This is a genomic window from Streptomyces sp. NPDC001980, from assembly GCF_040296885.1.
Classification (GTDB): domain Bacteria; phylum Actinomycetota; class Actinomycetes; order Streptomycetales; family Streptomycetaceae; genus Streptomyces.
Map to the genome: position 1 here is coordinate 38170 of NZ_JBEOYD010000058.1, position 13448 is coordinate 51617.

Sequence of the window (13448 nt, forward strand, 5' to 3'; positions counted from 1 at the left end):
CGGTCCGATGTTTCGAGGAGGAGTTGCCGGATGACGCGAGCACGGCGTGAGAACGGGGGACGGCCCAGGCGCCCGACGATGGTCGACGTCGCCCGCGAGGCCGGGGTGGCCCTGCGCACCGTCTCACGGGTGGTCAACAACGACCCCACGGTGGGGCCCGAGTACGTCACCAAGGTCGAGGCCGCGATCGCCGCGCTGAACTACCGCCCGGACGAACGCGCCCGGCAGCTGCGCACCGGTGTCACCGGGACCATCGGCGCCGCGGTCCGCAGGATCGCCGAGGTCAACCCCGAACTGGCCGCCATCGAACGTACCGCCCGCGACTCGGGGCTCACCCTCCTCGCCGCCTCCACGGACTTCGACGAGGCCAGGGAACGCGACATCCTGATCTCGATGTGCCGGCAACGCCTCGACGGCATCATCGTCGAGCCGTTCGGCGAGAACCACGCCTACCTCCAGCCCGAACTGGACGCGGGCATGCCCCTGGTGGCCATGGACCGCCCGATGAGCGGGATCTCCGTCGACTGCGTCATGTCCGACAACGCCTCCGGCATCGGCATCGCCTTCCACCACCTGCACCGGCACGGACACCGCCGCATCGCCTACATCGGCGACAGCGAGCGCGTCTTCTCCGGCCGGGAGCGCGCCGCCGCCTTCCGCGCCGCGCTGCGGGCCCACGGCGAAGGCGTGGAAGGGCTGGTGCACCCCGGTGAGATCACCGCAGAGCGGGTGGCCGCCGCCCTGGACACCGCGCTGCGCGGCCCGGAGCCGGCGACCGCCCTGGTCACCGGCAACATGGACACCACGCTCACGGTCCTGCGGCAGCTCGGCCCGCAGGCCGCCGCCCGTCTGGCCCTGGTCGGCTTCGACGAGGTGCCGCTGGCCGACCTCCTGCAGCCGGCCCTCACCGTCGTCGCCCAGCAGACCGCCGAGATCGGCCGGACGGCCGTGGAACTGCTCCGCGCCCGCATGGCCGACCCCGGCCGCCCGGTGCAGTCGGTGATCGTCCCGGTCACCCTGAAGGTCCGGGGCTCCGGAGAGATCCCCGCCTGAGCCCGGGGCACGGTGCCCCGCCCGGGCTCTTGGCGAGGCATCGGCGCTGCGATAACGTTATCCGACACGAGTCGGAGAACGATATGGTGACAACCCGCCCGGCCCATGGCGCCGGGCGAGGCTCCCCGCACACGCCGGCTGGGATCACTGGCCGAAAACGGCGAACTCCCGCTGCGCCGAGACGAGATCGCAGCGTGGTGCCCACTGGAACTACTTGGCTGCGCAAGTATATGCTCCCGGATGGGGGCGATTTGGTGAGGAAAGCCGGACGCCGCCGGCAGAACCGTGGCGTCGTCACACCTGATCGATCTCACGGTTCGGCACCATGTCAAGCGTGTCGCTGTTCCGCCGGTTGACTGCCGCCCGGCGTGGACGTGCGTGGCGGTGTCCGGCGGTGCCGCAGTGATGTTGAGGTCAATCACTCCTGGAAGGAAGTGCCGTGGCACCGGTGCTGGTCGGACTCGAAGGTCTGCTGGCGGGGGAGCGCATCCCGGTCCTGGACACCCGCGTCACCTTTGGGCGCAACTCGGAGAACACCGTCGTCATCTCCAGCCTGAGCGTCTCCCGCTTCCATGCGGAGATCGTCTTCGACGAGGACAAGGGATACGTACTGCACGACCTGGAGAGCAGCAACGGCACGCTGGTCAACGGGGCGGAGGTGGAGTCCCGGCTGCTGCAGCCCGGTGACGAGATCACCCTGGGCGACCAGGAGTTCCGCTTCGAGGTGGCGGACGCCATGGAGACGCTGATGGCGCTCTCCCTGCCCCGGTCCGTCACCCACGCCGGCCAGAAGAGCGATCAGGGGCCCGTACTGCAGGTCACCGTCGTCGGCGGCGGTCCCGTCGGGCTGTCCCTGGCCCTGCTCCTCGAGCACTTCCTCGGGCCCCAGGTGAAGATCACCGTCTACGAGGGCAGGTGGCGCAAGCAGGGCCGTACCGTCGTCTGGAAGGGCCAGGACGAGGGCAACGTACGGCGCCAGCAGGTGGTGACCGTGCAGAGCCGCCAGTACCTCGCGTGGCCCGAGGAGGTACAGGCCCGCCTCTTCGACCCGGACCACTACACGGAGATGTGGCCCTCCGGCCCCGACTCGGTCGGCGACCACAGCCCGCGCAACATGCGCATCGCCTACATCGAGGACCGGCTGCTGGAGCTGGCCAACGAGAAGCGGGACCGGATACGCCTCATACCCGCCCGGTTCGACCCGGCGGAGCAGCAGGAGGCGCTCGCCTCCCAGCACGTGCTCGCGATCTGTGACGGCGGCCGGTCGCGCACCCGCGAGCACTTCGCCGCCCGGTTCGGCAAGGCCGACGAGTCGATCTACTCCCTCGACGGCCGCCACCTCCAGGACGTCGTCCTCGGCCTGCGCGTGAAGTCCGGCCTGACCGACCCCATGGCGGTCCTGCTCACCGTCGCCCAGAACCGCTTCCTGCTCAACTCGCTGCGCGGTGAGGGCTTCCTCAACATGCGGCTGACCGACGCCGAGGCGGCCGAGGTGATCGGCCTGGACCCGGTGCGGCGCGTCTTCGAGGAGTGCATCGCCTCCCGGCCGTGCCTGATGGACCGCGACGAGTACGGCGACTTCCAGTGCTCGACGCACGGCACGCTGTTCCTGCCCGCCCTGGTCAAGGGCTCGGCCCTGTGGCGGCGGGTGCAGGAGGGGCTGCTGCTGTTCGGCGTGGAGGCCGACGACCTGTCGGCGGTCACCAGCTTCCGCCTGGACATGGTGCAACGCCCGCGTTTCTCCGCCGAGTTGCTGCCTCCCACGACCACCTCCCCGGGCACGTACGGTTTCCTGCTCGGCGATGCCGCCAACGCGATCCACTTCTGGCCGGGCCGCGGCCTCAACAGCGGCCTCGCCTCCGCCATCTCGCTGGCCCGTTCCCTCAACGGGGCGTGGAACGGCAGGTCGTTCCGGGACGCGGACTTCCTCCGGCACGAGGCGGCGATGTCGATGCTCCAGTACCGGCACAAGAGCCGGGCCTGGAAGGCGATGGTCACCACCGACGACCGGGGCGTCACCTGGGCGATCAAGGACATCATCGGCCACGGCATCGACGGGATCCCCGAGGAGCCCGACCGCGAGGCCGACACCAAGACGCTGCTGGAGCGCATGCAGGCCATCCGCGACCGTCTGGCTCCCCGGCTGCCCGGCATGCCGGACGACGAGGCGATCCTGGAACGCCTGCGCACCCTGCAGCCCGCCACCCTGCGCATGCTGGTCCTCAGCGGTGCCTGGGACACGCTGACGATGGGCGGCGAGGAGGTCGACATCGACATCTTCTACGGCCAGGACTCGTCCGCGGCCGCCGCGGCCGTGGAGGCACTGGAACCGGCCGCCCAGGCCTAGTACGCACCTCCGGACCCCGCCCGCCGGACTGCGCTACCGGCGGGCGGGGCCGGCCCTGGCTCCGTCGTTCTGCACGGACGGTCAGGTGTGCGGGCGGTGACCCTTCTCCTGACGGGGATAGGTCTGGTCCGTCTGCGGGAGCGTGGGCTTGGGGAGGGTGGCGACCTCCTCCTTCGCCTTCTCCAGCTGCGCGGCGGTGTTGTGGGGGAGCCGCGGCGGGCGCGGGCGGGCGTCGCGGAATCGGAAGGCGGTGGTGAGGTCGCCGAAGGTCCGCCGGCGCCAGTCGCTGACGTTGGGTTCCGCCACGCCGGTGAAGCGTTCGAGGAACTGCAGGGCGGAGGTGTGGTCGAAGGCCTCGGAGGCCACCCAGCCGCCGACGGTCCACGGGGAGATGATGATCGCGGGGACCCGGAAGCCGCCGCCGATCGGCAGGCCCTTGACGAACTCGTCCTTGGTACCGGCAGGCGGGGTCGGCGGCGCCACGTGGTCGAACAGGCCGTCGTTCTCGTCGTAGTTGAGGATGAATGCGGTCTTCCGCCACACCTTCGGGTTCGACGCGATGGCCTCGATCTTCGACGCCACGTAGTCGGCACCCGCGGCCGGCAGGTAGTCCGGGTGCTCCGACTGGTAGCTCGTCGGGCAGATCCACGACACCGTCGGGAGCCGGTCGCCCCGGGCGTCGTCCTCGAACGTGCCGTGCGCCTGCGGCCGTACCCCCCGCTCGTAGAGGTCCGAGCCGGGCTGCGCGTTCCTGAACGACGCGAACTGCTCCAGCATGTTCGTGCCGTAGTCGTCCTCCTCCTGGTACACCTTCCAGCTGATCCCGGCGGCCTGGAGGCGCTCGGCGTACGTCGTCCAGCGGTACGGCGTGGGCGCCGAGTTGCTGATGACCGGGCCGCCCAGTGTGCCGCCCGGGTCGATCGAACCGGTCATCCACATCAGCCGGTTGGGCCAGGTCGGGCCGAACACCGAGCAGAAGTAGTTGTCGCAGATGGTGAAGGTCTCCGCGAGGGCGAACTGGAAGGGGATGTCCTTGCGGGTGTAGTAGCCCATCACGTAGGGGCCGTTGACGCCGTCGGCCTTGCGGTGGGCGGGCAGCCACTGGTCCATCTTGCCGTTGTTCCAGGCCTGGTGCTGCACGGACCAGGCGTGGCTGGTGGAGGGGATGGCCTGGGCGCTCGACTTGTGCGTGTCGAGGTGGAAGGGCAGCAGGTAGCCCTTCGGGTTGACGGCGTCGGGCTGGTAGAAGACGGACCGTCCGTCGGCCAGCTTCAGCGCGTGCGGGTCGGCGAAGCCGCGGACGCCGGAGAGAGTGCCGAAGTAGTGGTCGAAGGACCGGTTCTCCTGCATCAGCATGACGACGTGCTCGATGTCGTGCAGGGAGCCGTACTTCGGCGGCCCGGCGGCGACGGCCTTCTGGATGCTGGGCGGCAGGAGGGAGAGGGCCGCGGCGCCGCCGATCGCGCCGGCGGCGGAGCCCAGGAGTCTGCGACGGGTCAGTTCAGCCATGGCTGCTCCTTTCTCAGGCCCTCCGGCAGGAAGGCCTTTGCGGGAGTGACGGCAGGCCCGGCCACGAGGACGGGCCGCCGTTCACTGTGGGCCCCGGGCGGTGCGGTGCGTCAGGTGCGGCTGGTGAACTCCGGGCCAACGCACGGAAGGAATTTACCGGGCCGTTATGGGCAACACCCGCTGGACGCACGGGTGTTGCCGAGTGTTGGAGAAAGATGGCCGCTACATTGATCACGCGCGTCCGGGTGGCGCGCACCGTCGTATGGGTGCGGCCGGTGATGACGGACCTCGTGACGGGCGCTCGGCACTCCTGATTCGCTGCCGTGCATCTCCCCGCCGCTTCGGCCGGGCAGGGATCACCACGCCGAGCCGACCGCCCATTCTTGATCCATGTTTTACGTCCCCCGGGGAACTGGAACCCGTGCTGCAGGAGTCTGACGGACAGTGGGGCCTGTCGAGGCCGCGGAGCGAGACGAGTGAGTGGGGCAGGGCGTGGGACGGCGCAAGGGCGGCATAGGCATCGCAGTCGGTACGGTCGCAATGCTGGTGGGTGTGACCGCCTGTGGCGGCGGGGGCGGCAGCGACAAGGCGAGCGGGGACGACGCGAAGGCGTCCGGGACGCCGAGCGCGAGCGCCTCGCCCAGTCCCACGAAGCCCGCGGGCCCGCCGATGCTGCTGGACACGATCACCCCGCAGACGGGCACCACGGTCGGCGTGGCCATGCCGATCTCGGTGATCTTCACGAACCCGGTGGCGGCCAAGGCGCGGGCCACGGTCGAGAAGCACATGAAGGTCAGCACCTCGCAGCCGGTGGTCGGCGCCTGGCACTGGATGGGCGACCGGCGCGCCGACTGGCGGCCGAAGGCGTACTGGCCCGCCGGCACGAAGGTGAAGATCGACGCCGACATGACGGGCGTCAGCAACGGCAACGGACGCTACGGCGTGCACGGCTACACGCACACCTTCACGATCGGCGACGACGTGCGGGCGGACGTCTCGGTGACCAACCACACCATGAAGGTGACCCGCAACGGCCAGACGGTCCGCACCCTGTCGATCAACGCGGGCAGCGCCGAGTATCCGACGTGGGACGGCACGATGGCCGTCATCGACAAGCAGGAGAAGGTCCACATGACCTCCTGCAGCGTCGGCATCAGCTGCGACAAGGGCAGCCCCAACTTCTACGACCTGACGCTGCCCTGGGACGTCCACCTCACCCAGTCGGGCACCTACGTGCACTACTCGACCGGCGACCCCAACCCGGGCAGCGGCAGCGCTCGCGGTTCGCACGGCTGCGTCCACCTGTCCCTGTCGGACGCCAAGTGGTTCTACAGCCAGGTCAAGCAGGGCGACCCCGTCACCATCACCGGCTCCCCCCGGGGCAAGGCCCCGGCCGACAACGGCTACGCCGACTTCAACCTGGGCTGGGACGAGTGGCTCACGGGCAGCGCCTCAGGACAGGAGACGTCCACGGCGCTCTGAGTCGCGGCGGCGGTAGGGTCGCCGGCTCTCCTCCGGGAGGGGCGGCGGGCCCTGCCGCCTGGGCCGGCCCAGGACGACTCCGGCCAGGACCAGGACGAGTCCGCACAGCTGCCGGCCGGTCAGCACCTCGCCGGCGAGCACCGTGCCGAGCAGCACGCCCGTGACGGGGTTGAGCAGACCTATCAGCCCGACCGCTCCGGCGGACAGGTGCCGCAGCCCGGTGAACCAGGCGGCGAAGGCCAGCGCGGTGGCGATCAGGGAGACGTAGCCGAACGCGAGAACCTCCGGTGCGGAGAGCGCCGGCGGCGCACCCTCCACGGCCGCGGCGACCGGGAGCAGGAAGAGGCCGCCGGCCGTGAGCTGCCAGGCGGTCGAGGCGAGCACGTCGGTACCGGCGCTCCACCGCTTGGTCAGGACGTGCCCGAAGGCCGACACCAGCATGGCGGCGGCCGAGGCCAGGACGCCCGGGACGCTCGTGCCCTTCACCCCCGTGAGCAGCATGAGGCAGACCCCGCCGAGTCCGAGGACGGCGCAGGCCAGTTGGGCGGCGCGGGGCCGCTCGGACACCAGGGGCCAGGCCATGAGCATCATCGTCAGCGGGGACACGGCCATGACGGTCGAGGCGACGCTCGTCGGAAGCAGCTGGGAGGCCGCGTAGACGAGGACGAAGAACACGCTCATGTTGAGCAGCCCGAGCACCGCGGACCGCCACCACCACGCACCGCGCGGCCGCTGCCTGCGCAGCGCAAGCAGGACGAGCCCCGCGGGCAGCGCCCGCAGGGCGGCCCCGTAGAGCGGGCGGTCGGCCGGCAGGAACTCGTGTGTCACGTAGTAGTTGGCACCCCAGGCCACCGGCGCCACCGCGGTGATCGCCACCCAACGCGAATTAGCTTCCATGGAAACTAATATACCTTCCCGGGAAGGTATTGTGGAGGCATGAAGCACGGTGAACCCATCGACCGCGTGGCCCGCATCCAGGCCGACTGGCGCCGCGAGCGGCCCGACGTCGACGTCAGCCCGCAGGGGGTGATCGGCCGGCTGCACCGGCTGGCCGGCCGGCTCACCGAGGAGCTCTGTCTCGTCTACGGCCGCTACGGCCTGAGCGAGGGGGAGTTCGACGTCCTGTGCGCCCTGCGCCGTGCGGGGGAGCCCTACGAGAGGGCGCCGGGCGAACTGGCCGCGCACACCATGGTCACCACCGGCGCGATGACGAAGCGGATCGACCGCCTCGAACGGGCCGGACTCGTCACCCGCCGCCGCTCCGACGACGACCAGCGCGGCCGCATCGTCGCCCTCACCACACCGGGGCGCGAACTCGTCGACCAGGCCTTCACCGACCACATGCGCAACGAACGCCGCCTCGTGGACCTGCTGACCCCCGCCGAGGCGGAGTCGCTCGAAGCGCTGCTCACCACCTGGCTCTCCCGCATGGAGGATCCACGTACTCCCGGCGGCGAGTGACCCGTCTCCCGCATGCGGACACGATCCCCGGCTCACTCGGGTGGGTGATCCTCACGGGGCGGCGCAACTCGACCGGATCGCCTCGCTGATGGGCGGGAGCAGGCTGGTCACCCTCGGCGGCGCGGGCGGGGTCGGCAAGACCCGGCTCGCCCAGCGGGTCGTGTCCCTGGGCGCGGCGGCGGCCCGGGAAAGCACGGTGGTCGCCTGGGCGGACCTGTCCCCGCTGCGCAACGCACACCTGCTGGCAGCCACCGTGGCGGACGCACTGGGGCTGTCCGACCACACCCCGCGGCTGTCGGCGGACGTGATCTGCGCGTGGATCGGCGACCGCGAGACGCTCCTGGTGCTCGACTCCTGCGAGCACCTGCCGGCCGAGTGCCGCCCGAGGAGTGACACGTCGTTCAGCTCAGGCCGAAGGACTGTGCGCCGGATCCGTTGCAGTCCCAGATCTGCAGGCGGGTGCCGTTGGCGGTGGCGCCGCTGGGGGAGTCGAGGCAGCGTGCGGACTGGGGGTTGAGGAGGGAGCCGTCGGCCTGCTGGACCCATTTCTGGCCGCCGACCCCGTTGCAGTCCCACAGCTCGACCTTGGTTCCGTTCGCCGTGCCGTTGCCCACGATGTCCAGGCAACGCCCCAGCGTGGAGAGCGAGTTGTCCGAGCCGTGGTACCAGTGCTGGTCGATCGCGTACGACTGGCAGCCCCACAGCTGCACGGCCGCGCCGTCGCCACCGGTGTCGTCGGCGGCCACGTCCACGCACGTGCCGCCCGGGCCCTTGACCGGCCCGCCGCCGTTCACCGAGAACTTCTGTGCGCCGGATCCGTTGCAGTCCCAGATCTGCAGGCGGGTGCCGTTGGCGGTGGCGCCGCTGGGGGAGTCGAGGCAGCGTCCGGACTGGGGGTTGAGGAGGGAGCCGTCGGCCTGCTGGACCCATTTCTGGCCGCCGACCCCGTTGCAGTCCCACAGCTCCAGCTTGGCCCCGCCCGCCGTGCCGTTGTTCTCGATGTCGAGGCACCGCCCGAGGGTGGACAGCGAACCGTCGGGATTGTGGGTCCAGTGCTGGTCCTCGGCGTACGTCTGGCAGGCCCACAGCTGTACGGCGGCCCCGTTCGTGCCGGTGTCGTCGGCAGCGACGTCCACGCACGTGCCGCCCGGTCCGGTGATCGTCCCCTGCGGACCGTTCGGCACGTCCGTCTCGCCGCTGTAGCCGACGGAGACGATGTTCGCCTGCACGGCGTTCTCGGCGGCGTCGGTGGGATAGCCGGAGACCATCACGCCCTCGAAGAAGGTGCCCCGGTTCCAGTTGCTGTTGTCGCCGCCGATGCCCAGGATGATGCCGCCCTCCTGCTGCATGGGCTGATACCCGCCCCGGGTCGGCAGCGCCCCGTCCCACCAGGTGGACAGCCCGCCGGACCGGGAGTCACCGCCCTTGAGCGCGTACCGGGTCTGCCCGTTGTTCTTCAGCACGGCGGTGACGAAAGTCGAACTGTTGCCCTGGTTCGCCGTGTTGGAGCCGTTGTCGCCCTGGAACATGCCGTTCTCCAGGTCGGCCTCCACCCACGGGCCGTTTCCGGTGCACGGCGCGAAATAGCAGGTGGTGGCGATGGACACGGCGTCCATGTGCCCGTTGCCGGTGTCGGCGGGGGTGCGCTCGGCGTTGCCGTAGTCGAAGCAGCAGGCGGATCCGGCATGGGTGCCGCTGGCCACCATGTAGGCGCCCTCGGGCCGGCCGTTCACGGCGACCCCGGAGGCGACCCCGGTGTAGCGGTAGCCCACTCCGGGCGAGATCCACAGCCCGTACACCTTGTGCCCGCCCGCGGTGACGGCGATCTCGGACGCGTCGGCACCCCGGTCGGCACCCATGCCGGCGGTGCCGGCGGGCCCGGGTGTGAGGTCGTTGTGCCGGCCGCTCTGGTCGTAGATCTTCGTGATCCGGCAGCCGCCGTCGGCCGCGCAGAAGGCGTCCTGGGCCGCCGCGTCGGCGTACCCGCCCTGCGTCAGCGGCCCGATGTCGGCGGTGGCCCCGTCCGAGACGCGGGTCACCTGGTAGAGCGGGCCGTCGTAGGAGGAGAGCAGCGCGCGGGTGACGCTGTGGGCGGCCACGCACGGGGTACCCGCCGCGGCGTAGATGTCGCACGGCAGCGAGCCGGCGGCCTGTGAGGCGCCCGGAAATCCGAGCAGCAGTCCGAGAGCGAGTCCGAGGGAGGCCAGCACGGCCGCCACCCGTGGCCTCCGCATCCACGTTCTTGGCGAGCTCATGACATTCCAGGCGGACGGGGAACCTCGCATGGCGCGTCCCTTCGAAGCTGGAGTGGGGGGCGGGCCGCGGCCAGGGTGCGGCGGCACAGCTCTTCGATCGGCTCGCCCGGAACCTACGCACGCTGTTCGGCCGCGTCAATATTTGTTTCCTTTCTTGGTTCAGACCAAGGCCGGAACGTGAACCCGTGTCGGGGCGTGTGCGATTCGGAGCTGTACGCCGCCCGCCTGCGGGATCGGGCGGGTGTCAGGGGCTCAGGAGGCGGTCCGGGCCGAGCGGGACCTCGTGCAGCAGCAGGCGGCTGCGCGCCTCCCGTACCCCGAGGTCGGCCTTGAGGCGGTCGACGACGGTCTCGAACTCGCGGGCGTCCGCGCAGGCGACGCGCAGCTGGTAGTCGTAGTCCCCGGTCAGCCGCATCGCGGCCACGACCTGCGGGACGTCGTGCAGGCGGGCCTCGAACGCCGTGCGGTCGACGCCCTCCCGCAGGCGGATGTCGCTGAGCAGTTCCATGCCGCGCCCGAGCGCCGCGAGGTCCACGTCGGCCCGGTAGCCGCGGACGATGCCGTCCGTCCGCAGCCGTCGCACGCGATCGGCGACCGTGTTGGCCGACAGCCGCACCCGGCGGCCCAGGTCCTGGTAGGTCGCCCGGCCGTCCGCGAGCAGGATGGTCAGGAGCTGCCGGTCGATACGGTCCACGGACTCGCCTCCAGGAAAACTCGGCCTCTTGTCGACGTCGCCGATTTTTCCACAGCGAAGGTGGGTGATAGGCCGAGAAGTCCGAGCCAATGTCGGCGCGATCGGTGCCAGGCTCCAGGGCATGGAGATCCTGCTCCGGACCGCCCTCGCCCCCTGTCTCGTGCTGTTCGTCTCCGCCGTCGCACGCCGTTCCGGCCCGCGCCTGGGCGGGCTGCTGCTGGGTGTGCCGACGACCTCGGTGCCGTTCGTCATGCTCGTGTGGCTGGACGCCGGGAGCGGGGCCGCGGCCCGGGCCGCGCACGGCCTCGTCGCGGCCCAACTCGCCGTCGCCTGCTTCTGTCTCGCCTACGGGCGCCTCGCCCCCGCCCTGCGGCCGGCCCGCGCTCTTGCCGTCGCCCTGACCGCTACCGCCGCGGCCGCCGTGGTGGCGGCCACGTGCCCGAACGTCTGGCTGACCGCCGTCGGCGCCCTGGCCGTGACCTGCGCCGGCCTCGCGACCTGGCCGCCCCCGGCGCCCGCCGGGCGACCCGTCATCCGCCGGGTACACCCCGGCCGGGAGGTCGGGACGAGGATGGCGGTGTCGGTCGTCACGGTCCCGCTGGCGATGACGGCCGCCCGCGCCCTGGGCCCCTTCGCCGCGGGCGTCCTGGCCGCGTTCCCGGTCCTGCTGGCCGTGATGGCCCCGGCCACCCACCGCGCGACCGGCCCGCAGGCCGCCGCCGTGATGATGCGCGCCGCGCTGACCGTCGTACCCGGCACCCTCGCCTTCCTGCTGCTGCTCTGCACGGCCTTGTGAACGCCCCACGGCGGCCGGTCAGGTGACGCGCCGGAGGCGGGCCGGTGAGCCCGCCGCTTGACTGCCTTCGTCTCCGAGCGCCAGGGTGTCCCGTCCGTCCTCGGCCAGGGTGTAGACGTTTCCGGGTCTGCACACCACACCCAGCGACGGATCCGTGGGGGTACTGGTGACCGCCTGGAACACCATGGTCGTCCCGTGGGTCTCCTGCAGCCGCAGGGTCTCGGTGCAGCCGATGTCGTCGCCGCTGCCCGCCTCGGTCACATGGCTGACCTGCCGGCCCACGAGATCGCCCCGTTCGGCGGCGTGCAGGGTGAGGGTCACGGACACCTTCGTCGTACGGGCGCTGAACACGCCGTCGCCCGCGGTGCTGCCGGGGCCGGTGCCCTTCCAGGTCCCCACCCAGGACGCGGGCAGCGCGTTCGCCGCGGCCGGGCCGGACGAGGCCGCGGAGGGAGAGGGTGTCGTCGGCGGCGGCGTACCGTCCGTGTCCTGCCCGTCCCCGGCTCCGCCCCACCAGACCGCCGCGGCGACGGCCGCGGCGGCGACCGGCACCGCGACGGCCACGACGGTGGTCCGGGTCCGGGCCGCCCCGTTCCGGGTGGCCGGGGGAACTGTGCCGGTCCCGGCCGAAGGACCGTACGCCGACGGCGGACCGAACCCCGGAGTCGTGGGCGCAACCGGCGGTGGGGGCGCGGTCCGCGGCGGTACGGCGGCGGTCGACGCCTCCAGCAGGGCCCGCAGCTCGGCCTCCCGCGCGGCGAGGTCCTCGGCCAGACGCGGCGGCGGGACGCCGGCCCACTCAGGGGAGCCGGGTCCGAGCCGTTCCAGCAACTCCTGTGCGGTGGGGCGGGATTGCGGCGCCTTGTGCAGACAGGCCGCCAGCACCGGCAGCAGGGACGGCGGTACGTCGGCGAGGTCGGGTTCCTCGTGCACGATCCGGTAGAGCAGCTGCGCCGCCGAGGGCTCCTCGCCGCGGCGCAGGAAGGGCCCCGCACCGGTGGCCGCGTACACCAGGACCGCCGCGAGTGCGAACACGTCGCCGGGTTCCGCGGCGGCGCCGCCCGTGACCTGCTCGGGAGCCATGTATCCGGGGGAACCGATGACGCCGCCCGTGCGGGTGTGGCGGGTGTCGTCGGCGGCCCGGGCGATACCGAAGTCGATGAGCAGCGGATGGCGGCGGCCGAGCAGCACGTTGGACGGCTTCACGTCCCGGTGCGCGAGCCCTGTCCGGTGCACGGCCCGCAGCCCCTCGGCGAGTTCCGCTCCGAGGGCACGGACCGCGGCCTCCGGCAGCGGACCGTACCGGTGCACCCAGTCGGCGAGGGCCGGCGCCGCGACGTACTCCGTGGCCAGCCACTGCGGCCGCTGCCCCGGCGCGCTGTAGTCGACGACCGCGACCGTCCACGGTGACCGTACCCGGTCGCTGCTGGCGATTTCACGCGCGAACCGTTCCTCGAACCCCGGATCCAGGCCGAGTTCGCTCCGCACGGTCTTCAGCGCCAGCGGCCGGCCGGAGGACGTACGGGAGAGGAAGACCTGCCCCATGCCTCCCTCCCCGAGCCGCGCCAGCAGCGGGTAGCCGCCGACGGCGGGCGGATCCGTGGGATCGAGACTTCTCATGAACGTCTCCGGGCGGTGAGCGCGTCGCGACCGGGCGGCCCACCACCTGCGAGCGGAGCCCCCCTCGGCATCCGCGTGGACATGGCCTGCGGTGAGGTATTCATATCAGTTGGTGCGATGCGTACGGGGAAGTCGGGTACGCAAAGGTGGCGTGGGGGGCCAGGGGAGCGCACGGAACAGGTGGGGTTGTGGGGCGCCAGGGGCTGCGTGGAGCACAATGGGCGGGCGGCG

The 13448-nt window shown here is 71.7% G+C and carries 11 protein-coding genes; 6 read left to right on the forward strand and 5 right to left on the reverse strand.

The window, feature by feature from the left end; all coding sequences use genetic code 11:
- Nucleotides 1-30: 30 nt before the first annotated feature.
- Together ABT137_RS46130 and ABT137_RS46135 are read left to right on the forward strand one after the other, a co-directional pair.
- A complete protein-coding gene (locus ABT137_RS46130) occupies nt 31-1053 on the forward strand; it encodes a LacI family DNA-binding transcriptional regulator (RefSeq protein ID WP_351718947.1) in 1023 nt (340 codons plus the stop codon).
- A 439-nt stretch (nt 1054-1492) separates the two neighbouring features.
- A complete protein-coding gene (locus ABT137_RS46135) occupies nt 1493-3400 on the forward strand; it encodes an FHA domain-containing protein (RefSeq protein WP_351718950.1) in 1908 nt (635 codons plus the stop codon).
- Nucleotides 3401-3481: 81 nt separating this feature from the next.
- On the opposite strand, the gene ABT137_RS46140 is transcribed toward ABT137_RS46135, so the two are convergent.
- On the reverse strand, nt 3482-4909 hold the full coding sequence (locus tag ABT137_RS46140) for an alkaline phosphatase family protein (RefSeq protein WP_351718953.1): 1428 nt from the start codon (nt 4907-4909) through the stop codon (nt 3482-3484).
- Nucleotides 4910-5449: 540 nt separating this feature from the next.
- Here ABT137_RS46140 and ABT137_RS46145 point away from each other — a divergent pair.
- Nucleotides 5450-6391 (forward strand): L,D-transpeptidase, encoded by a 942-nt coding sequence (locus ABT137_RS46145; protein WP_351718977.1) that lies wholly within the window; start codon nt 5450-5452, stop codon nt 6389-6391.
- On the opposite strand, the gene ABT137_RS46150 is transcribed toward ABT137_RS46145, so the two are convergent.
- On the reverse strand, nt 6362-7288 hold the full coding sequence (locus tag ABT137_RS46150) for an EamA family transporter (RefSeq protein ID WP_351718955.1): 927 nt from the start codon (nt 7286-7288) through the stop codon (nt 6362-6364). The genes ABT137_RS46145 and ABT137_RS46150 overlap by 30 nt on opposite strands.
- Before the next feature lie 39 nt (nt 7289-7327).
- Between ABT137_RS46150 and ABT137_RS46155 the strand changes: the two genes are divergently transcribed.
- Together ABT137_RS46155 and ABT137_RS46160 are read left to right on the forward strand one after the other, a co-directional pair.
- Nucleotides 7328-7852 carry a MarR family winged helix-turn-helix transcriptional regulator gene (locus tag ABT137_RS46155; protein ID WP_351718958.1) on the forward strand — a complete coding sequence of 175 codons (525 nt, stop codon included), beginning with the start codon at nt 7328-7330 and terminating at the stop codon, nt 7850-7852.
- Nucleotides 7853-7940: 88 nt separating this feature from the next.
- A complete protein-coding gene (locus ABT137_RS46160; protein WP_351718980.1) occupies nt 7941-8369 on the forward strand; it encodes an NB-ARC domain-containing protein in 429 nt (142 codons plus the stop codon).
- On the opposite strand, the gene ABT137_RS46165 is transcribed toward ABT137_RS46160, so the two are convergent.
- Both ABT137_RS46165 and ABT137_RS46170 read right to left on the reverse strand, forming a co-directional pair.
- Nucleotides 8254-10086: an arabinofuranosidase catalytic domain-containing protein gene (locus ABT137_RS46165; protein ID WP_351718960.1), complete on the reverse strand. Its 1833-nt coding sequence runs from the start codon at nt 10084-10086 to the stop codon at nt 8254-8256. The genes ABT137_RS46160 and ABT137_RS46165 overlap by 116 nt on opposite strands.
- A gap of 265 nt (nt 10087-10351) precedes the next feature.
- Complete coding sequence (locus tag ABT137_RS46170; protein WP_351718962.1) at nt 10352-10801, reverse strand: Lrp/AsnC family transcriptional regulator; 450 nt, start codon at nt 10799-10801, stop codon at nt 10352-10354.
- Between the two features lie 121 nt (nt 10802-10922).
- Here ABT137_RS46170 and ABT137_RS46175 point away from each other — a divergent pair, with 121 nt between their 5' ends.
- Nucleotides 10923-11597, forward strand: coding sequence for a hypothetical protein (locus tag ABT137_RS46175; protein WP_351718965.1), 675 nt, complete (start codon nt 10923-10925; stop codon nt 11595-11597).
- A gap of 18 nt (nt 11598-11615) precedes the next feature.
- Here the strand turns inward: ABT137_RS46175 and ABT137_RS46180 are convergent, their stop codons facing one another.
- Nucleotides 11616-13217 carry a serine/threonine-protein kinase gene (locus ABT137_RS46180; protein ID WP_351718968.1) on the reverse strand — a complete coding sequence of 534 codons (1602 nt, stop codon included), beginning with the start codon at nt 13215-13217 and terminating at the stop codon, nt 11616-11618.
- Nucleotides 13218-13448 lie beyond the last annotated feature (231 nt).